This is a genomic window from Nocardia sp. NPDC004718 (assembly GCF_053601535.1).
In genome coordinates this window covers 1-19,087 of the sequence record NZ_JBSGCA010000065.1, presented here as the reverse complement: position 1 = coordinate 19,087, position 19,087 = coordinate 1, and the positions used below count along the sequence as shown (strand labels likewise).

Below are 19,087 nucleotides of genomic sequence, written 5' to 3'. Positions count from 1 at the left end.
GACCGTCTTGTTGTCGTCGTGCCAGGGACCCGAATGCGTCTCCGACCACGGTAGGAGTGGCGGCCCGCTCGCGGGACGATGTACCGGCCCGGATCCGGCGGCTAGCCTTACAGAATGGGTTCGACCGGCGTATCCGAAGCACCGCCAGGTACGCCTCGCGCGGGCCGCGCGCGGGCCTCGATGCGGCGGGTCGGGGAGCGGTGCGCCGAGTTCGCACGCGATCCGGTCGCGGCCTTCCGGCGCAGCGTCGAGGAGTTGCCCTACGACTACCCGCCCTCGGTGATCGTCAGCGTCGACATCGCGGTCTTCGCCGTGGCGGTCGCGGCGGCGATCCAGCGGCACAGCTATTTCCCGACCCTGCTTCCGATTGTGGCGGTGCTACTGACCTGCGTTTTCGGTCCCTTGCACGCGTTGCTCGGCGTGTTGCCGCGCCCGCTGCTGCTCGGCGTGGTGGCTATGACGGCCGAGGCGCTGTTCCTCGCTCAACCGGTCGAGGCCGATTTCGCGCCGTTCGTCCTCGTGGCCGCCGCGGGCGAGATCGCGGCGATCGCGCCGAAACGGGTCAGCATCCCGGTCACGATCGCGATGATGCTGCAACTGGTCGCCTTCGCCGTGATCGGCCATGTGACCGAGGGGTTGCCCACCTATCTGGTCGGCATCGCCTTCGGCTGGATGGCCGGGTTGATGCTGCAGTACCAGCGCCGCTTCCTCTACCAGGAACGCGGGTATCAGGACATTCGCGCCGCGCAGGCTGCCGACGAGGAGCGGCACCGGATCGCCCGGGAAGTGCACGACGTGATCGCGCACTCGCTGAGCGTCACGCTGTTGCATCTCACCGCCGCCCGGCACGCGCTGCAGACCGACCGCGACGTGGACGAAGCCGTGGAAGCGCTGACCGACGCCGAACGGCTCGGCAGGCAGGCGATGGCCGACATCCGCCGCACGGTGGGCCTGCTCGACGCGCGCCCCTGGAAACAGGCGCCGGAGCCGGGTGTGGAGGACATCGAGGATCTGGTCGGCGATTTCGTGCGGGCCGGTCTGGACGTTCGCTACGACCGCGAGGGCGATCTCGGCGCGGTGTCGCCCGCGGTCGGGCTCGCGCTGTACCGGATCGGCCAGGAGTCGCTGGCGAACGTGGTCAAACACGCGCACGGCGCGTCCGCCAGGATCCGGGTCGCGGTGGACACGACGATGGTCACTCTCACGGTGGACAACACGGTGCCCGCCGGGCTGCCCGCCCAGCGCGGCGCGGGCATGGGTCTGTCCGGTATGCGGCAGCGCGCCGAACTGCTCGGCGGCCACATGACGGCGGGCCCGTCCGGCCGCGGCTGGTCGGTGCGCGCCGGTATTCCGCTCGCGCCCGGTCGCGGCGGATTCTCGTGTTCGGCGCTGCCGGGAACCTCCACCACCGGACGGGAGGGTTCGTGAGCGAGCGTCGGCGAACCGGAGCATCGGGCGTTGCCGGGTCCGGGCGACGAGGTGGCGTTGTGCGCGTTCACCGGCGAGTGAACCGAGAACGGAGCGTGCCGTCGTGCAGGTCGGAGCCGAACGCCACCGGGGTGCGGTCGTGAGCGTGACGACACCCGCCAGTGGCGAGGACGCCGTAACCGTGCTGGTGGTCGACGACCAGGAACTCGTGCGCGGCGGTCTGCGGCGCATCCTGCGCAGGCGGGACGGATTCGTGGTCGCCGAATGCGCCGACGGCGACGAGGTGCCCGCCGCCGTCGCGGAGGTCGGCCCCGACGTGGTGCTGATGGACCTGCGGATGAAACGGGTCGGCGGCATCGACGCGACCAGGATGCTGCGGGCGCGCGACGGGGCTCCGCCGGTCCTGGTGCTCACCACTTTCGACGACGATCAGTTGCTGTCCGGAGCGCTGCGCGCGGGCGCGGCCGGATTCATCCTCAAGGACTCGCCCGCCGAGGATCTCATTCGCGCGGTACGGATGGTTGCGGGCGGCGGCGCCTGGCTCGACCCCGCGGTGACCGGACGCGTGCTGTCGGCCTACCGCACCGTACGCCCGGTGCGCACCACCACGGACGCACGCCTGTCCGAGCTGACCGCGCGCGAATACGAGGTGCTCGAACTGATCGGGCGCGGCCGGGTGAACGCGGAAATCGCTCGTGAACTCGGCATCTCGGAAGTGACCGTGAAAAGTCATGTGGGGCATATCTTCGGCAAGCTCGAGCTGCGGGATCGGGCCGCGGCGATCGTGTTCGCGTTTGACCACGGGGTGGTGACACCCGGAGAATCCAATCTATGACGGGCAGGCTCCGGTCGCGTACCGCGTGATCTCGGTGTGCGTTCCAGGCCCGGGATGCGGAGGATGACGGGGTGCAGGAACCTGGGCCGAGAACCGGGACGCGGTTCGGGCCGTACGAACTGCGGTCGTTGCTGGGCAAGGGGGGAATGGGGGAGGTATACGAGGCGTACGACACGGTCAAGGACCGGGTGGTCGCGGTCAAACTGCTCTCCGAAGAACTCGCCAAAGACCCGACGTACCAACTGCGTTTCCGGCGCGAATCGCAGGCCGCGGCACGGCTGGCCGAACCGCACGTCATCCCGATCCACGACTGGGGCGTCATCGACGGGGTGCTGTTCATCGACATGCGGCTGGTCCGGGGCGTCGACCTGCGCACCCTGTTGCGCGGCAAGGGTCCGCTGAGCCCCGCTCGCGCCGTCGCCATCATCGAGCAGATCGCCTCGGCGCTCGACGCCGCGCATGCGAACAATCTGGTGCATCGCGACGTGAAACCGGCGAATATTCTGGTCACGGACGCGGATTTCGCGTATCTCGCCGATTTCGGTATCGCGCACACCGAAGGCGACAGCGCGGTGACGCTGGTCGGCATGGCCGTCGGCTCCTACATCTACATGGCTCCGGAGCGCTTCGACGTCGGCCCGGTGACCGGCCGCGCCGACGTCTACTCGCTGGCCTGCGTGCTGCACGAGTGCCTGACCGGGGCGACGCCGTTCCCGGCGGCCAGCATGAACGTGCTGATCAAATCGCACATGTCCGATCCGCCGCCGCGGCCGAGCGCGCAGGCCAGTGGCATTCCCGCCGCATTGGACGAGGTGGTGAACCGCGGTATGGCCAAGGACCCGGCCGACCGCTACCCGACCGCGACCGCGCTGGCCAGGGGCGCCCGCGCCGCCCTCACCTCGGCGCCTGCCACCGGGCCGACGCTGGTGGTGCGCGCGCCCGACCGGTCGCAGCAGGCCGGTGCGGCGGTCGCGCCGGAACCGACCGGCGAGCTGCCCGTGATCCATCCGAGCGCGCCGACGGTGGTCCGGCCGACGGAGTTCCAGTTCACGCCGCTTCCGTCGGCTGATGCGCCGGAGCCGCCGCGAGCCCCGTTCCCGCCGGAGGTGGACTTGCCTCCGATGCGTCCCTTCCCGGACGCGCACCTGTATCCGGAGACCCAGGCGTATCTGGAGGCGGCGGGATATCCGCAGGCGCCGGAGCCCGCCGCGCCGCCATCGCAGGCGTTCGGGCAGGGTTCAGTCGCGCCGGGGGTTTTCGATCCCGCGTACGCGGGACAGGCGGACGACGCCGCGTACGCCGATCCGGATTCCACGCGGGTATACGCGGAACCGACTGTGGCGCAGGCATATTCCGATATGCCGCCGCAACCCTATTCGCAGGCCCCCGAAAATGCCTTCGCCGAAAGGCATCCGGGGCTCGGGAACTACCCGCAGTATCCGGACCGAGAACAGCCACCCGCACCGCACGGCATGCCCGACCACTTTCCCGCACCGGACTCGGCCCCGACCCAGTATCTGGCGCCGGCAGCGCACCACGCACACGCGGCTCGCACCGACTATCCGCCGCATGGCGATTACCCCGCGCGCACCGGCCGCCCCCTGGGCCGCGACGAACCGGAGTACGGCTATGACGAGTACGACGAGCAGCCCGATTACTCCGAGTCTCGTCCGAGCCGCTCCATAGCGCTGCCCATCATGGTGGCCGTTTTCGCCATCGTCGCGCTGACCGTCGGCGGCGCGATCGCCTGGCAATCGTTCGGCCGCGGGCAAGTAGAGACGACCTCCGCCGCCGCGCACTCCGAGGCGTCCGCGCCGGTGGCCGGGCCCACCACTGCGGCGCCGAGCCGGACATCGGCCCCGTCGGCCACGTCCACCTCGGCGAAGCCGACTCAGGTCACGCTGCCCGCGGGCGCGAAGCCGTGCGGCCAAGGGCAGGCCGTCGCCGGGACGTTCACCCAGTCGGCGACGGGTACCGCCGTGACCAGCTGCGCGTTCGCCGAGGAGGTGCGCAGAGCCTATGCCGCACTCGGCCAGACGCAGAACGCCACTCGTGACGCGCCGCGCTCGGTCGTGGCGACCAGCCCGGTCACCGGCCGCAGCTACACCATGAACTGCCTGCCCGAAGGCCAGGTCGTCACGTGCAGCGGCGGCGAGAACGCGGTGGTGTACGTCTACTGACGGTGCGGCGGTGGTCGGCTACGGCACGGCCGGGCTTCCGCCAGGGACCACCGGCAAGCCCGCCGCCTTCCAGGCTCGGAACCCTCCGACGAGGTCGGTCACCTGACGCAGTCCCAGACGCAGCCCGTCGGCGGCCGCGAGACTGGAGGCGTAGCCCTCGTTGCACACGATCACCACCGGGGTGTCGGCGGCGACGCCAGGCAGCCGGTGGTCGCCGTTCGGGTCGAGGCGCCACTCCAGGACGATCCGTTCGACCACGACCGCGCCGGGTATCTCACCCTCGGCGCTGCGGTTCGCGTGCGGCCGGATGTCCACGATCAGTCCGCCCTCGGTCTGCACCGCGGCGGCCTGCTCCGGCGTCACCCGTTCCAGCTGCGCTCTGGCCCTGGTCACCATGTCCTCGGCGCCTGTACTCATCGTGCATCCACTCCGCTCGCTGATGTCCCTGCGAAGTCAGCCAGCGTACGGTATTCGCGGACCGGCCGAAGCGGGGGAGAGTACGCATGCACCGACGCGGCGGGCCACAGCTTGTCGTTGCGCAGCTGATGCGCTCGATCGGGACCGAATCCGACCGTGTCACCTGCCCGTCGTTCCGCCTTCCTGACCGTCCCGCCCAGATGCAGATATTCCTCGCTGAGTTCCCCCACGGTCATGGTGAACGAGCCGGACGCGCCGCCGTGGTCGTGCGGTTCGGTGCCCTGCCCAGGAGCCCAGGACAGCAGCCACAACTCCACGCCCATGGTCAGGGCCAGGCGGGTCCACCAGCGCTGCTCGGCGTCGAAGCGCACGATGTCCAGCAGCGGCGTGGCCAATTCCGCGGCCACCAAGCTGGTCAACCGGTGTAACTCGGCGGGCGACCACAGCGTCCGCTCCGGGTGGATGGCGTCTCGAACCAGCGGCACGTCGATGTCGGGATGGATATCGCGCGCGTGCTTGAGGTTCACCGGAACGGATGTGGTCACATGTGCTCCTGACGGGATCGATCGGATGAGCGGCTCGTGGCTGCCGCGTGGATTCTCCGCCATCGCGCCCGGATTTCCACGAATCACGATCAGGGCGAATAAAATTCATCGTTCGCCTTTCACCGCCGCACACCGGGCCGCGGCGTCCGGTGCCGCCGCCGTTCGGCTACCCGAACCCGGGCATCGGCGGGGATTCCGGGAAGACGACGGGCAACGACACGAGGGCACGGTGGAACGGTCCCGGTCGCCAGGACAGCTCTTCCGGCTCGACCGCCAGTCGTAGCTCGGGCAGGGCATCGAGTAGTTGGTCGATGGCGTCCTGCGCGATCAGGTACGCCATCGATTTGGCGGGGCAGGAGTGCGGTCCGGCTCCCCAAGCCAGGTGCGCCCGGCTGTCGGTGTGCTGGCCGGTGTGGATCGCCGGATCGGTGTTGCACGCGGCCATGCTGATCACGACCGGCTGGTGCGCGGGCAACCACACGTCGTCGATGAGGATCGGCTGTTTCGGGTAACTGAAGCAGTAGTTGGCGCCGGGCGGGTCGTCGAACAGCACCTCGTCGAGTGCGTCGCGGGTGGACAGGCTGCCGCCGAACAGCCCGCCCGCGAATCGGCGGTCGGTGAGCATCAACAGCAAGGTGTTGGCGATCAGGTTCTGCTGTGGCTCGATCCCCGCCCCGTACAGGGTGACCAACTGGTGGATCATCTCCATGTCGTCGAGGCCGACGGGGTGCCGCAGCAGTCGCGAGGTGATGTCGTCCCCCGGACTCCGCCGCTTCATCTGCACCAGGTCGAACAGCGCGTCGGCGAGCATCGCGTTGCCCTTGTCCGCGTTGACGCCCTCGAAGATGGCGGCCATGCCGATCGCGACGTGCTGCCCGATCTCCGGCGGGCAGCCGAGCATCGAATTGAGCACCGCGAATGTGAGCGGGAACGCGTACTGGCTGATCAGATCCGCCGCACCGTCTTGGCAGAAGGCGTTGATCAGCGGGCCCGCGACCTGTTCGGTCGTCGTGTGCAATCCGTGCAGGTCGACCGCGTCGATAGCGGCGACATTCACCTGCCGGTAGCGCTGGTGCTCGAATCCGGTGTTGCGCAGCGCGTTCGGCCGCCACTCCATCATCGGCAGGATCGGGCAGCCAGCGGGAATGCCCTGCTGCCAGGTGCGTGGGTCCGAGGGAAAGTGCACCGGGTCGTTGAGGATTCGCAGGGCCGTGTAGTAACCGATCACCAACGTCGCGGGCACATCCGGCGCCAGTTCGATCGGCACGAGCGAGCCGTACCGGCGGCGCATCTCACGGTAGGCGTGATGTGGGTCCGCGGCGAATGCCTCCGTGTACAACGCGACCCGTGGCCCGTCGGTGTCTAGTGGCGAATTGTGCTGGACTGGACAGCTTTTCGTGCTCTCAGAAGTGGATTGCGGGGACTGTGGCGTGGACAAAGGGCATGACTCCAGAAGAGAAGGCTCGTCGCCGGCGCGTGCGGGCACGCGGGGTCGGCTATGCGCCGGTCAGGTGCATGTTTTCCGATGTAGCTACGGGATCGTAAGCAGTTCCGGCGCCGTGGTGGGGTGGTTTGAGCCGCCCGATCGGTGAACGCGGAGCTGTCCGCGGCGGCCGCGTCGGTCTGGGGCTTGCTCGCGCCCCTCGGCAGGCGACTCGCAAAGCACGTCGCCGTTTCGTCCGTACGGTGTGGCGATTCGGTGGCGACAGAGGCCTCGGTCGCGTGCGTCCGCTTGCTCGGACGGGCGCGGACGCCCCGCCCGAGCGCCTCTTTCAGTGTCAGCGGAAGCGTCGTGGCGACTGACTCACCAAGCCCCGCCTCCGTTGCGCGATGGGCGGTTCGGCGTTCATGCGATGGTCGGCCTGATCATTCGCCGAGGTCCGCCGCATACCGTTCGGCGACGCGAGCGACGGGATGGTGTCCTTTCTCGTCGGGCATGGCGTCGAGATGACGTTCCAGGGCGCCGAGGCTGGTTTCAGGGCTGTGGCCACGACCGCAGTGCGATGTCCGCGGTCCGGCGCAGGTGCGACGGTTTCGCGCCCGAGGCCGCTTGGACCGCGATCCCGTCGGAGACCGTCATGAGGTAGCGGGCGAGGTCGGCGGGTTTGCTGTCCTCGGGGAGGTCGCCCTCGGCGCGTGCTCGCTCCAAGCGCCGCCGCAGCGCGGCCTCGCCCGCGAGGCGGACCGCCGCCGCGCTCTTGCGGCTGTGCTCGGCCTCCGGCCCGCAGGCTTGCGCGCTGCGCACCGATAGGCAGCCGGGGCTGTCGTGCCCGGTGGTCAGCTCGATCGCGCCGGCGAGGTACGCGGCCGCGACCGCGCGGGCGGTCGGGAGTTCGATGGCTTCGGTGAGGTAGCGCCCTGGTCCGTCGACATAGCGTTCGAGCGCTCGGTCGAACAGTTCGGCTTTGCTGCCGAAGGCGGCGTACAAGCTGGGACGGTTGATGCCCATCGCCGCGGTGAGATCCGACAACGCGGCGCCCTCGTAGCCGTACCGCCAGAACACCTCCAGCGCGCGGTCCAGCGCGCTGTCGATGTCGAAGCTCCGGGGCCTGCCTCCCGGCATGGGCACCTCCCACTGCTGTTTGCCTATCGGTACCTTAGGCCGCCGCGGTGCGCGCTCACAGGTCGCCGACCGGTCTGCGCACACCGGTTTCCGCGGCTTCGGCGATGGCGTCGACGAGGCGGCGCTGGCGCAGGCCCACGGTGAAGTCGGGCCGAGCGGTCCTGCCCTCGGCGATAGCGCTCGCGGTCTCGCGGTAGACGCCCGCGACGTGGGCGACCGGGCCCGGGGGCAGTGTGGACGGCACCAGGCGGTAGCGGTCCGGGACCCGGAGTTCGCTGACGGACCCCCGATCGGTGCGCAGTTCGATGCGCCAGTCGGCCCAGTGCGGAAACATCCCGGCCTGCACCGGGCTGATGGCAAGAGCCCCCTCCGTACCGCGAATGTGCAGTGCGAATCCGGACGGAGCGTCCGCGTTTCCGCCGTGCACGGTCACCGCGGCGACCGCGCCGCTCTTCAGGCGACCGGCCAGGACCAACTGCTCCGGCTGCCGATTCGGGACGGTCCGGCCGGTGCCGACGACGGTCAATTCGTCGTGCAGTGTGGCGACGACGGCGGACACTTCGGCGAGTTCACCGGCCAGATGTTCGAGCACCGCGAGCACGTGCCCGGCCATGATCGTCAGCAGACCGGTGCCATGGGCGGGATCGGTGGTCCAAGCCAATTCCGGCCGAATCGAACCGCCGCCGAACGGATCTCCGGCGGCGATGACGGTGATCGCGGAAACGGCGCCGACCCGGCCCGCCGCGAGCAGATCGCGGACGAAGTTCACCGACGGTGAGTGGTAGCCCTGCAAGACCACCGCGTGCACTACATCCGCCGCTGTCGCCGCCGCGGTCAGCTCGGCGCTCTCGGCCGCGCTCGCGCCCATCGGCCACTCGCAGACGACGTGCTTGCCCGCCGCGAGCGCCGCGCGCACCACCGCCGCGTGCCCCGGTGACTTCACCGTCGCCACAACCAGATCCACCTCGGGATGCGCGGCCAGCTCGGCCGCGTCGGTGAACGCGTGCGTAGCTCCGGTGGCCTCGGCCGCGGCTGCGGCCGAGGCGGGGTTGGTTGTCGCCACCGCCGTAACGCGGAACTCGGGTAGTGCGGCCAGCGCGGGCAGGTGGGTCGCGGCGGCCCAGCTTCCGGTGGGATTCGCGCCGACGACGCCGACACCGAGCGGGGCGGTGCTACCGGTCATGAGGACTCCTAGTTATGTACTGTTTGGTAGCAAACTAGACGCGCTGCGGCCGCGTGGCAACCGATAATGTACCGATAGGTAAAAAATTAGCCGCCGATTCGAGAGTGCGGCCCCCTCCGCTTCGGCCCCAATGATGGTTGCTGAGAGATTGCGAATAAGTGTGCGAGAGATTTGCGCCGGATCGGGACGGCGGTGCTCCGGGGTGGTCCGGCGCGGGAGTGCCCGCGGGTTGGAAGTTCACGTCCGGGCAGTGGCGCCACTCCGGCGAATTGGCGGTGACCGTGCTCGCGGCGGGGGCGTCGGCCGGGCTCGATCCGATCGTGGCTGCCGAACTCCATGGCGGTGGTCGTTCCCGGCCTCGGGGGGCTTGCGTCGACCGCCTCGATGTGCTGTCCGTCGAGCCGGGTGCATCTCGTCGTGAAGCCCGCCAAACGCGCTCGCGGCAAGCCTTGCCCTCGGGGGCGTACCGCTAGCACCCAAAAAATCCTGCGGTAATACTCGAATGCTATTGAGTGCGACCGGGGTGCGCTGACCCGTTCGGCAGTGGCCGTGGGGGTCAGAGGTTTTCGGTGAACTGGGGCGTAATCAATTCATCTAGTACGTTCTCCGGGATAACGAGAAGCAGTTCTCGGGTGAGGCCGGCGGCGAACGTCGGTTCCGAACCCGGCCGCTCGGCGACATCGGGCGGGTAGGTGGAGGTGTCCATGCTTGTTGACCGCGCCGTCGTCATCTGGCGGGGAGACAAGAGTCAGTCGACCCGAGGCCGCGCCCCTGTCGTCGCGGTCGCCGGTCGGCGAGCCGGGGGAGTTCGCGAGAAGAATGTGCCGAAAATGTCTACTGATCGATTCCGCAGAGTTCGAAACGTCCTGGGTTGTGCGGCGCTTGCCGCGGCTCTGGTAGCCGGGTGCGGTACCAACCGCGCCGAGGATTCGTCGAGCGAGCCGACCATCACCGAGGCCGCGGCCCGCACCGACCAGAAGGGCCTGTCCATCATCGTGCCGGGCACCTTGGCCGCGAGCTACGCCGAGCTCGCTGCGGGCGTGCGCGGGAAGATGGGCATGGCCATCGTGCCGGTCGGCGGAGAGCAGCCGATCACCTTCGGCGAATGGACCAGCGGTCCGGCCTGGTCGACGATGAAGGTGCCGCTGACCGTCGCCGCGCTGCGGCGCAGTCCGAGCAGCTCGAACTACGCCGCGTCGGCCGCGATCACGCAATCCGACAACGCCGCCGCCGACGTGCTGTGGCAGTCGCTGGGCACGCCGCAAGAGGCGGCGCAGGCCGTGCAGGCGGTGCTGCGCGAAGGCGGGGACAGCAAGACCGTCGTGCCCGCCACCCGCGCCCGTGCCGAGCACTCGGCCTTCGGTCAGGCGGAGTGGTCGCTGATCGACCAGGTGCGGTTCGCTTCACATTTGCCGTGTCTGCCCCAGACCGACCGCGTGACTTCGCTGATGGAACAGGTCATCGCCAGCCAGCGCTGGGGTCTCGGCGAGTTCGGCGGCGCCGAGTTCAAGGGCGGCTGGGGGCCGGACGTGTCCGGCAACTACCTGGTGCGGCAGTTCGGGATCATCAACGTCCCCTCGGGGCAGATCGCGATCGCGGTCGCGGTGCAGCCGGAGTCGGGATCGTTCAGCGACGGCATGAACGTTCTGGACAAACTGGCCACGGTCGTCTCCCAGCATCTCGACGAGCTGGCCGGGGGTCATTGCGCGGCCGCGTGAGGTCATCTGTCCAGGTCAGTGTTACGCGACGTTCACGGGGGCGGGGCTGCCGAGATCGGACATGAGGGGCAAGATAGCGGCCATGCGCATCGGAGTTCTGACCGGAGGCGGAGACTGCCCAGGACTGAACGCGGTCATCCGCGCCGTCGTTCGCACCGCGAACGGCCGTTACGGAGACGCGATCGTCGGCTTCGAGGACGGTTGGCGCGGCCTATTGGAGGACCGAAAGATCCAGATCCGCAACGACGACCGCACCGACCGGATCCTCACCAAGGGTGGCACCATCCTCGGCACCGCCCGCACCAACCCCGACGTGCTGCGGGCGGGCCTCGGCCGGATCAAGCAGACCCTGGACGACAACGGCATCGAAGCCCTGATCCCGATCGGCGGCGAGGGCACGCTGACCGCCGCGAGCTGGTTGTCCGACGAAGGCGTACCGGTGGTCGGCGTCCCGAAGACCATCGACAACGACATCGATTGCACCGACGTCACTTTCGGCCACGACACCGCCTTGAACATCGCCACCGAGGCGATCGACCGGCTGCACACCACCGCCGAATCGCACCAGCGCGTCATGCTCATCGAGGTGATGGGCCGCCACGCGGGCTGGATCGCGGTCGGCGCGGGCATGGCGGCGGGCGCCCATCTGACGCTCGTGCCGGAGGTCCCCTTCGAGGTGGACGAGGTGTGCGCCATGATCAAGCGGCGTTTCCAGCGCGGTGACAAGCACTTCATCTGCGTCGTCGCCGAGGGGTCGCACCCTGCGCCGGACTCCGGGTTCACCTTGCGCGAGGGCGGCATCGACGAGTTCGGCCACGAGCGGTTCACCGGCGTCGCCCAGCAGCTCGGCGTGGAGATCGAGCGGCGCATCGGCAAAGAGGTCCGCACCACCGTGCTCGGACACGTGCAGCGCGGCGGCAGCCCCACGCCCTACGACCGGGTGCTGGCCACGCGCTTCGGCCTGCACGCGGCCGAGGCGGTGCACGCGGGCAAGTTCGGCCAGATGGTCGCGTTGCACGGCACCACCATCGACCTGGTCCCGCTGTCGGAGGCCACCAAGCAGCTCAAGCGGGTGCCTTCGGAGCGCTACCGCGAGGCGGAGGCGTTCTTCGGGTAGGCGCGCCTCCGGGTTGACCGAAAGTCGATAGCGTCGGATAGCATCCGGCGCTATCATCGATCTGTGTCCCGGACTATCAGCCAAGCTGAATTGCGCAACGGAAGTGCCGCTGTGATGGATGCCCTGGAAGCGGGTGAAGATTTCATCATCACCCGCAACGGCCGCCCAGTGGGTGAGTTGCGGCCGTTAGCGCCAGCGCGCGAGGTCACAACCGCTGAGCTGAAGCGGCGGCTCGCTCGCTTTGCTCGCGCGAGCAGCAGCGTCGAGGAGCGTGCCCAGGTGGACGCGATCTTCGGGGAAGACCGGCTCGATGACCAGTGAGCGGCTGGACTCGGGCCTGCTGGATACATGCGTACTGATCGACCTCGATGAAATCCCGGAAGATCAGCTTCCGCTTGTGTCGAAGATCAGCACCGTGACCCTTACGGAACTGGGGTTGGGGGTTGCCGCCGCGCCCGACGCTACCAGCAGGTTGTTACGTACCGAACGCCTTCAAGAGTTCGAAAGCGCCTTCGCAGCATTGCCTTTCACTGCAGAGGCTGCTCGCCGATTCACTTTGATGGCCGGTTTGCTGACGGTCGGAGGACGAAGCCCGAAACCACGCAAGTTCGATCTGATGATCGGCGCAATCGCTTCCATTCACGGATTGCCGCTGTTTACCCGTAACCCCAAAGACTTCTATGGCCTCGAGCAAGTGCTGACTGTCGTTCCGGTTTGAGCCGTCTCGTCGGCGCGCGTGTGGTGAGTTCGCACGAGCAGCCGCGCTGTTTCGGTAGTTGGTCGTCGCGGGTCGGTACCCTGAGTCGCATGCGCAGTGGGCGACTGATCGCGTTGGCTCTGTTCGTGATCGCGGCACTGGTGGCCGGGTGCTCGGAGCCGAATCCGCCCGAGCCGACCACAGGTGACTGGCACGGCGCCGTCGAGGTCCCCGGCCAGCCGGTGCAGGTCGGCGTGAGTTTCCACGACGACGGCACGGCCACCGTCGACATCCCGGCGCAGGGCATGAGCGGCGTGCAACTCAAAGACGTCAGCACCGACCGCAACGGCGTGTCCTTCGCGGTCCCCGACGTCCCGGGCGATCCGGTGTTTCACGGCAAGTACGAGTCCGGAACCGACCGGATCACCGGAGATCTCACCCAGGCGGGGCAGAAATTCCCGCTGGTGCTGAGCCGGGGCAAGGTCGTGCCGCCGGCCCATCCGCAGGAACCGAAGCCACCGTTCCCGTACAAGACAGAGGATGTCACCTACGGCAACGGCGGCATCACCATCGCGGGCACGTTGACCGAACCGCAGGGCCCTGGCCCGTTCCCCGCCATCCTCATGATCACCGGAAGCGGCGCCCAGGACCGCAACGAGGAACTGATGGGGCACAAGCCGTTCCTCCTGCTGGCCGACACCTTCACCCGCGCGGGCTACGCCGTGCTGCGCACCGACGACCGAGGCGTCGGTGGCACCGGCGGCAAGCTGGACGATGCGAACTACACCGACCTGGCCGAGGACGCCGCCGCGGGCGTCCGCTTCCTGCGGGCCCGCTCCGAGATCGACCCGGCGCGGGTCGGGCTCTTCGGCCACAGCGAGGGCGGCTACCTCGCGCCGCTGGTCGCCGCGCGCCCCGACAGCGGCGTCGCGTTCGCCGTCCTGATGGCCGGACCCGGCGTCCCGGGCTCGGACGTGCTCGTCGAACAGACCCGCTTGCTCGCCACCGCGAACGGCACACCTCCCGACCAGGTGGAGACCCAGGTCCGCGACATGGCCGAACTGTCCGCCCTGCTGAAGGCGGGCGACCTCGACGGAGCGAGACAACTGGCCGTCCGGCAGAACCAGGCCCTGCCCGCCGACCAGCGCGTGCCCGACGACCAGGCCGCCGCGCAGATCACGCCGTATCTGGCCGCCCTGGTCGCCTACGATCCGGCGCCCGCCCTCTCCGCGCTGCGCGTTCCGGTGCTCGCGTTCTTCGGCGGCAAGGATCTCCAGGTGCCCCCGGCGCAGAGCGAGCAGCCGATGCGCGACCACCTCGCCGCCGACCCCGATGCGACCGTCCACGTCTTCCCGGGTCTCAACCACCTGATGCAGCACACCGAGACCGGCCTTCCCCGCGAGTACGGCGCCATCGAAACGACCATCGCTCCCGAGGTGCTCGACTACGTCACCGGCTGGCTGCGGCAGCGGGTCCCGGTGAAGTAACACCGCGCCGCGGGACGCGAGAGCCGCTGCGCTGCGACGGGAGCGCTTACCTAAACTGATGGCCATGAGCGCACCCACGGTCGACCTGATGGATTACTCGGATGTCATCGCTCGGTTCGAGCCGGTGCTCGGCATGGAGGTCCACGTCGAGCTGAACACCGCGACGAAGATGTTCTGCGGTTGCCCGACCGAGTTCGGCGCCGAGCCGAACACCCAGGTGTGCCCCGTGTGCCTCGGCCTGCCCGGTTCGCTCCCGGTGGTCAACCAGAAGGCCGTCGAATCGGCCATCCGGATCGGGCTGGCGCTGAACTGCTCGATCACGCCGTGGGGCCGGTTCGCGCGGAAGAACTACTTCTACCCCGACCAGCCGAAGAACTACCAGATCAGCCAGTACGACGAGCCGATCGCCACGAACGGGCACCTGGACGTGGTGCTCGACGACGGCAGCACGTTCCGTGTCGACATCGAGCGCGCGCACATGGAGGAGGACACCGGCAAGTCGGTGCACATCGGCGGTGCGACCGGCCGCATCCACGGCGCGAGCCACTCCCTGCTCGATTACAACCGGGCGGGCGTGCCGCTGATCGAGATCGTCACCAAGCCGATCACCGGCGCGGGGGAGCGCGCCCCCGAGGTGGCGCGGGCGTACGTGACGGCGCTGCGGGATCTGCTGAAGTCGCTCGGGGTGTCCGACGTGAAGATGGAGCAGGGTTCGCTGCGCTGCGACGCGAACGTCTCCCTGATGCCCATCGGCGCAACGGAATTCGGCACCCGCACGGAGACCAAGAACGTCAACTCGCTGCGCAGCGTCGAGGTCGCGGTGCGCTTCGAGATGCGCAGGCAGGCCGCTGTGCTCGCGGCCGGCGGCACGATAGTCCAGGAGACCAGGCACTTCCACGAGGCCGACGGCACCACTTCGCCCGGTCGCCGCAAGGAGACCGCCGAGGACTACCGCTACTTCCCCGAGCCGGACCTCGAACCCGTCGCGCCCGCGGCGGAGTGGGTCGAGCAGTTGCGCGGCACCATTCCCGAGTACCCCTGGCTGCGCCGCGCGCGCATCCAGTCCGATTGGGGCCTGTCCGACGAGGTGATGCGCGACCTGGTCAACGCGGGCGCGCTGGACCTGATCATCGCCACCGTCGACGCGGGCGCACCGGCCAACGAGGCGCGCTCCTGGTGGGTCGCCTACCTCACCGAGAAGGCCAAGGAGCGCGAGGTCGCGCTGGAGGAGCTGCCGATCAGCCCGGCCCAGGTCGCCGAGGTGATCAAGCTGGTCGACGCGAAGACGATCAACAACAAGGTGGCCAAGCAGGTCGTCGACCACGTGCTGGCAGGCGAGGGCGACCCCGCGCAGATCGTCGAGGCCAAGGGCCTCGGCATGGTCAGCGACGACAGCGCCTTGCAGTCGGAGGTGGAGAAGGCCCTGGCCGCCAACCCCGACATCGCCGACAAGATCCGCTCCGGCAAGGTGCAGGCCGCGGGCAAGATCGTCGGCGACGTCATGAAGGCGACCCGCGGTCAGGCCGACGCGGCGCGCGTCCGCGAACTTGTCCTGGCCGCCTGCAGCTAGGTTCGGTGGTCGACCACGACCGCGCTGTAGGACGTGGTCGGGGTCGGCGGCGTGGTGTAGCGCGCGTTCGGCAGGTAGAGCCGCTCCTCGTACGCCGCGACTGTCGTCGGTACGTCGAAGCGCGGGTCGGTGACGCGTCCTACGACCGATCCCGTAGCGCCCGCGTGGTCGAGCGCGACCACCGCGATCGTGTTGGACCGGTTCTGCACGACCAGAAGTGTGTCGCCGCGTAGCAGCAGTCCGTCCCCGTTGGGCAGGGTCTCGGTGCCGAGGTCGATCCGCCGTGTCGTGCCCGTCGCCGGGTCGACGCGGAACAACCGGCCGGTCACCGACTGCATGATGATCAAGCCGGTGCCGTCGGGTGTGCGCAGTGCCGAGCGTTTCGACGTGTCAGTAACCGACGGTGAAATGTTCGTTCTCGCGGGGGTTTTCGAGCTCGTCCAGGACGGCTACGGCAAGGTCTTCCGCCGAGATCCGGGACGCGCCGTCGGCGCTGGTGATCAGCGTCGTGGTGCCCCGCCGGTACTTCCCGGTGCGCTGTCCGGGTTCGAGGAGGGCGGGTGGGCTGAGATAGACCGAGTCGGCCGGATGCGCTCGGCAGGTCTCCCATTGCGCGACGCTCGCGGCGGCGATGGTGCGGATCGACGCCGGTACGTATTCCGGACTGTCGATCACCAGCCGCTCGGGGTGTCCCGGAACCCGTAGCGGCGCGGCGCCGCCGACGACGAGGATGCGCGTCCCGGTGGCCGCGGCCGCGTCGAGCAGGGCTGTCGTGGTCGTCGTGACGGTGTGTTCCTGCCCGGCGGCCGCACGGGTAGCGGCCACGATCGCGTCGGCGCCGTCGAACAATTCGCTCATCCGGACACTGTCGTTCGCGTCGCCCTCGGCAACGGTCACCATGGGCGGCAGGGCGATCCGCCGCCCTTTCCGGAAGACGGCGACGATCTCGTGGCCGCGGCTGGCGGCCTCGTCGACGACGCACGAGCCGACCATGCCTGCGGCTCCGACGACGGCGATCTTCATTTCGATATCCCTTCGGGTGCTGCGACAGGAGCGGACGAGCGGGTGGGCGCGGGAAGCTGTCCCGCGACGATCGCGGCGAGCGCGAGCCCGAACCCCGCGAGTTGGACCGGGCCGAGTGTCTGGCCGAGCAGAACGGCGCCGAGAACCGCCGCGACCAGCGGCGAGAGCAGAACCAGAACCGCGACGGAGGTGACGGGCAAGGAGCCGATGCCGCGGAACCACAGGACATACGCGAGCAGACCCCCGACCAGCCCCAGCCATAGGTACCCGAGAACGGCGGGCGGGTCGATCGCGGGAGGCGGCCCTTCGACGAAGAACGTGAGAGGCAGCAGGAACAGCCCACCGGCAGTGAGTTGCCAGCCCGCGAACGCCGTGGGACCGGCCTCGGCAGGCCGCCCCCACTTCTTCGTGAGGGTCAGGCCGAGCGCCATGGAAGCCGCGGCGGCAAGGCCCGCGACAACCCCGGTGAGGTCGAAGGCCGCGTCCGGCCCGATCACCACCAAGCCGATGCCGACAAGGCCTATCGCTCCCCAGACGAGGCGCCGAGCGGAGGGGCTTTCGCCCAAGATCACCACGGCCAAGACGGCCACGACGAGCGGCTGGGCCGCCGCCAAGGTCGCGGCCACGCCACCCGGTAGGCGTTCGGCGGCGAGGAACAGCATCGGGAACAGCAGCCCGATGTTGAGCACACCCAGTACCGCGGCTTTGCCCCACCAAACTCCGCGCGGCAGCGTCCGCGTGATCGCCAGCGCGATCAACCCCGCCGGCAAGGCCCGCAGGAGACCGGCGAACAACGGGTGTCCCGGTGGGAGCAGCTCGGTGGTGACGACATAGGTCGTGCCCCATGACGCGGGAGCGAGCGCCGTCAGGACGGTGCGCGGCAGGGTTCCCAGTGGCGCGGTTCCGCCGAAAACCGCCTGTGTTGCTGGACTTTTCACCTTCGCAGTCTCACGCGAAAGTGATCAATGAGTCCAACACATGTTTGTCAATTCATCAATCGTGTTCAAAGATCAATCCATGGAGCTCCAGCAGATGCGCTACGTCATCGCCGTGGCCGAGACGAACAGCTTCACCCGGGCCGCCGAACGATGCCTCGTCGTGCAGTCCGCCCTCAGCCATCAGATCGCGCGTCTGGAACGGGAATTGGGCGCGCGACTCTTCGAGCGCACCAGCCGCCGGGTGCGCCTCACACCGGCCGGCGCGGCGTTCCTCCCCGCCGCCCGCCAGTGCCTGGACGCTGCCGAGCGCGCCGCCGCCGAGGTGGCCGCGGCGGTCGGCGAGGTGCGCGGGCGGCTCGCTGTCGGGCTGATCCCTACGGTCGCCGCGGTGGACATTCCGGAGGCGCTGCGCGATTTCCGCCGCCGTCACCCGCACGTGCGCATCAGCCTGCGCGTGGGTGCGAGCGAGGAGCTGGTGGAGAAGGTCGAGCAAGGAGCCGTCGACGTCGCATTCCTCGGATTGCCGACGACGGCACGGCCACGAGGCGTGGTCGCGCACGAACTCGCCCGCGACCGGCTCGTAGCCGTCGTCGCGCCGGACCACCCGCTCGCCGGGGAGCGATCGACCGACCTGCGCACATTGTCTGCCGAGGTCTTCGTGGATCTCCCGGCCGGGACCGCCGGACGTCTCCAGTCCGACCAGGCCTTCACAGCCGCAGGTCTGGACCGCGACGTCGCTTTCGAAGTGACCAGCGCGGACTACATCGCCCGACTCGTCCGCCCCGGCCTCGCCGTCGCCATGCTCCCGTCCGCTTACGTGCCCCAACTAGAGGGCGTGACCACCATCGAGGTCACCGATGCCCCCGCCCGAGTCGAATACGTCATCTGGAGCCGCAGCCGCACACCGGCGGCCACCGCGTTCCTCACCGTTCTCGGCATCGCCGCGAAGGCCTCGGACGACTCCTGAAGAATCTCGTCTCATCTCGGCGCAAGCGCCGCACCGGGAGAGATGCTGTGGAGGGACATCCTGACCTTCTTCGCCCCCCTGACCTGATCGGACTCTGCCGGATGTGTCGGTGTCGAGTGGCACGAGCGAAACCTGGGTCCGTCCGTGGCTCCCCAGGGCGGTCGGCGCCGGTTCCGACAGCGAGATCGGCGCTCATGCCGTTGCGCGCTCGCCTCAGTCGGGGGCGGCTGTTCGTTCGTGCGGAAAGAGTGAGCGGCAGCCACCCACCACCTCGACAAGGCAAAGCGTCAGGCGCGCGACCACCCCCGCACGCGCCCAGCGCACCTCGACCAAGTCTTTCGAGCGAAGCGAGACCGAGCCTGTTCCGTTCGCGGCCCGGCTCGCGTCCGAGCGGCCGCCGCGTCCGCGACGAAGTCGCC

20 protein-coding genes are annotated in these 19,087 nt (G+C 69.1%); 10 read left to right on the top strand and 10 right to left on the bottom strand.

The genetic code is table 11. The features are described 5' to 3' along the window. Positions 1 to 114: 114 nt before the first annotated feature. The 3 genes from ACWEH3_RS31695 to ACWEH3_RS31685 all read left to right on the top strand — a co-directional run bounded on the left by ACWEH3_RS31695 (position 115) and on the right by ACWEH3_RS31685 (position 4,443). A complete protein-coding gene (locus tag ACWEH3_RS31695) occupies positions 115 to 1,428 on the top strand; it encodes a sensor histidine kinase (protein WP_450025731.1) in 1,314 nt (437 codons plus the stop codon). A gap of 181 nt (positions 1,429 to 1,609) precedes the next feature. Continuing rightward, entirely contained in the window at positions 1,610 to 2,263 is a 654-nt protein-coding gene (locus tag ACWEH3_RS31690) for a response regulator transcription factor (protein WP_355078833.1), read from the top strand. A 71-nt stretch (positions 2,264 to 2,334) separates the two neighbouring features. Next, positions 2,335 to 4,443 carry a protein kinase domain-containing protein gene (locus tag ACWEH3_RS31685; RefSeq protein ID WP_450025733.1) on the top strand — a complete coding sequence of 703 codons (2,109 nt, stop codon included), beginning with the start codon at positions 2,335 to 2,337 and terminating at the stop codon, positions 4,441 to 4,443. 18 nt (positions 4,444 to 4,461) lie between these two features. On the opposite strand, the gene ACWEH3_RS31680 is transcribed toward ACWEH3_RS31685, so the two are convergent. The 6 genes from ACWEH3_RS31680 to ACWEH3_RS31655 all read right to left on the bottom strand — a co-directional run bounded on the left by ACWEH3_RS31680 (position 4,462) and on the right by ACWEH3_RS31655 (position 9,857). After that, positions 4,462 to 4,860 (bottom strand): rhodanese-like domain-containing protein, encoded by a 399-nt coding sequence (locus ACWEH3_RS31680; protein ID WP_450025735.1) that lies wholly within the window; start codon positions 4,858 to 4,860, stop codon positions 4,462 to 4,464. After that, the gene (locus tag ACWEH3_RS31675) at positions 4,857 to 5,405 is read right to left on the bottom strand and encodes a cysteine dioxygenase (RefSeq protein WP_450025737.1); all 549 of its coding nucleotides are present in this window, start codon (positions 5,403 to 5,405) and stop codon (positions 4,857 to 4,859) included. Before ACWEH3_RS31675 ends, ACWEH3_RS31680 begins: the two co-directional genes overlap by 4 nt. 166 nt (positions 5,406 to 5,571) lie before the next feature. Further along, complete coding sequence (locus ACWEH3_RS31670; protein WP_450025739.1) at positions 5,572 to 6,843, bottom strand: cytochrome P450; 1,272 nt, start codon at positions 6,841 to 6,843, stop codon at positions 5,572 to 5,574. A 537-nt stretch (positions 6,844 to 7,380) separates the two neighbouring features. Beyond that, positions 7,381 to 7,968, bottom strand: a complete 588-nt coding sequence (locus ACWEH3_RS31665; RefSeq protein WP_450025741.1) for a TetR/AcrR family transcriptional regulator — start codon at positions 7,966 to 7,968, stop codon at positions 7,381 to 7,383. 55 nt (positions 7,969 to 8,023) lie between these two features. Continuing rightward, a complete protein-coding gene (locus ACWEH3_RS31660) occupies positions 8,024 to 9,151 on the bottom strand; it encodes a Gfo/Idh/MocA family protein (protein ID WP_452358449.1) in 1,128 nt (375 codons plus the stop codon). Positions 9,152 to 9,707: 556 nt separating this feature from the next. Then, positions 9,708 to 9,857, bottom strand: a complete 150-nt coding sequence (locus ACWEH3_RS31655; protein WP_450026319.1) for a hypothetical protein — start codon at positions 9,855 to 9,857, stop codon at positions 9,708 to 9,710. A 124-nt stretch (positions 9,858 to 9,981) separates the two neighbouring features. Between ACWEH3_RS31655 and ACWEH3_RS31650 the strand changes: the two genes are divergently transcribed. The 6 genes from ACWEH3_RS31650 to gatB all read left to right on the top strand — a co-directional run bounded on the left by ACWEH3_RS31650 (position 9,982) and on the right by gatB (position 15,740). Continuing rightward, positions 9,982 to 10,869: a hypothetical protein gene (locus ACWEH3_RS31650; protein WP_450026321.1), complete on the top strand. Its 888-nt coding sequence runs from the start codon at positions 9,982 to 9,984 to the stop codon at positions 10,867 to 10,869. A gap of 82 nt (positions 10,870 to 10,951) precedes the next feature. Further along, complete coding sequence (locus tag ACWEH3_RS31645) at positions 10,952 to 11,986, top strand: ATP-dependent 6-phosphofructokinase (RefSeq protein WP_355078821.1); 1,035 nt, start codon at positions 10,952 to 10,954, stop codon at positions 11,984 to 11,986. 63 nt (positions 11,987 to 12,049) lie between these two features. Further along, a complete protein-coding gene (locus tag ACWEH3_RS31640; RefSeq protein ID WP_450026323.1) occupies positions 12,050 to 12,307 on the top strand; it encodes a type II toxin-antitoxin system Phd/YefM family antitoxin in 258 nt (85 codons plus the stop codon). Then, positions 12,297 to 12,704: a PIN domain-containing protein gene (locus ACWEH3_RS31635; RefSeq protein WP_450026325.1), complete on the top strand. Its 408-nt coding sequence runs from the start codon at positions 12,297 to 12,299 to the stop codon at positions 12,702 to 12,704. The genes ACWEH3_RS31640 and ACWEH3_RS31635 overlap by 11 nt, the downstream gene beginning before the upstream one ends. A gap of 89 nt (positions 12,705 to 12,793) precedes the next feature. Next, positions 12,794 to 14,170 (top strand): alpha/beta hydrolase family protein, encoded by a 1,377-nt coding sequence (locus ACWEH3_RS31630; protein WP_450026327.1) that lies wholly within the window; start codon positions 12,794 to 12,796, stop codon positions 14,168 to 14,170. A gap of 64 nt (positions 14,171 to 14,234) precedes the next feature. Then, positions 14,235 to 15,740 carry an Asp-tRNA(Asn)/Glu-tRNA(Gln) amidotransferase subunit GatB gene (gene gatB, locus ACWEH3_RS31625; protein WP_450026329.1) on the top strand — a complete coding sequence of 502 codons (1,506 nt, stop codon included), beginning with the start codon at positions 14,235 to 14,237 and terminating at the stop codon, positions 15,738 to 15,740. Here gatB and ACWEH3_RS31620 read toward each other — a convergent pair. From ACWEH3_RS31620 to ACWEH3_RS31610, 3 genes are all read right to left on the bottom strand, one after another. Further along, positions 15,737 to 16,069, bottom strand: a complete 333-nt coding sequence (locus tag ACWEH3_RS31620) for a hypothetical protein (protein ID WP_450026331.1) — start codon at positions 16,067 to 16,069, stop codon at positions 15,737 to 15,739. The two genes, gatB and ACWEH3_RS31620, sit on opposite strands and share 4 nt — an antisense overlap. 61 nt (positions 16,070 to 16,130) lie before the next feature. Then, a complete protein-coding gene (locus ACWEH3_RS31615; protein WP_450026333.1) occupies positions 16,131 to 16,763 on the bottom strand; it encodes an NAD(P)-dependent oxidoreductase in 633 nt (210 codons plus the stop codon). After that, on the bottom strand, positions 16,760 to 17,701 hold the full coding sequence (locus tag ACWEH3_RS31610; protein ID WP_450026335.1) for an EamA family transporter: 942 nt from the start codon (positions 17,699 to 17,701) through the stop codon (positions 16,760 to 16,762). Before ACWEH3_RS31610 ends, ACWEH3_RS31615 begins: the two co-directional genes overlap by 4 nt. 79 nt (positions 17,702 to 17,780) lie before the next feature. Between ACWEH3_RS31610 and ACWEH3_RS31605 the strand changes: the two genes are divergently transcribed. Then, positions 17,781 to 18,668, top strand: a complete 888-nt coding sequence (locus ACWEH3_RS31605; protein WP_450026337.1) for a LysR family transcriptional regulator — start codon at positions 17,781 to 17,783, stop codon at positions 18,666 to 18,668. Between the two features lie 213 nt (positions 18,669 to 18,881). On the opposite strand, the gene ACWEH3_RS31600 is transcribed toward ACWEH3_RS31605, so the two are convergent. After that, on the bottom strand, positions 18,882 to 19,087 hold a 206-nt coding region (locus ACWEH3_RS31600; RefSeq protein ID WP_450026339.1), incomplete at its 5' end, for a hypothetical protein.

Coding starts and splice junctions, on each gene's coding strand:
- ACWEH3_RS31655 (WP_450026319.1), bottom strand. CDS start 9,857: ATGGACACCTCCACCTACCCGCCCGATGTCGCCGAGCGGCCGGGTTCG.
- ACWEH3_RS31630 (WP_450026327.1), top strand. CDS start 12,794: ATGCGCAGTGGGCGACTGATCGCGTTGGCTCTGTTCGTGATCGCGGCA.
- ACWEH3_RS31680 (WP_450025735.1), bottom strand. CDS start 4,860: ATGAGTACAGGCGCCGAGGACATGGTGACCAGGGCCAGAGCGCAGCTG.
- ACWEH3_RS31645 (WP_355078821.1), top strand. CDS start 10,952: ATGCGCATCGGAGTTCTGACCGGAGGCGGAGACTGCCCAGGACTGAAC.
- ACWEH3_RS31605 (WP_450026337.1), top strand. CDS start 17,781: ATGGAGCTCCAGCAGATGCGCTACGTCATCGCCGTGGCCGAGACGAAC.
- gatB (WP_450026329.1), top strand. CDS start 14,235: ATGAGCGCACCCACGGTCGACCTGATGGATTACTCGGATGTCATCGCT.
- ACWEH3_RS31665 (WP_450025741.1), bottom strand. CDS start 7,968: ATGCCGGGAGGCAGGCCCCGGAGCTTCGACATCGACAGCGCGCTGGAC.
- ACWEH3_RS31660 (WP_452358449.1), bottom strand. CDS start 9,151: ATGACCGGTAGCACCGCCCCGCTCGGTGTCGGCGTCGTCGGCGCGAAT.
- ACWEH3_RS31615 (WP_450026333.1), bottom strand. CDS start 16,763: ATGAAGATCGCCGTCGTCGGAGCCGCAGGCATGGTCGGCTCGTGCGTC.
- ACWEH3_RS31650 (WP_450026321.1), top strand. CDS start 9,982: ATGTCTACTGATCGATTCCGCAGAGTTCGAAACGTCCTGGGTTGTGCG.
- ACWEH3_RS31695 (WP_450025731.1), top strand. CDS start 115: ATGGGTTCGACCGGCGTATCCGAAGCACCGCCAGGTACGCCTCGCGCG.
- ACWEH3_RS31635 (WP_450026325.1), top strand. CDS start 12,297: ATGACCAGTGAGCGGCTGGACTCGGGCCTGCTGGATACATGCGTACTG.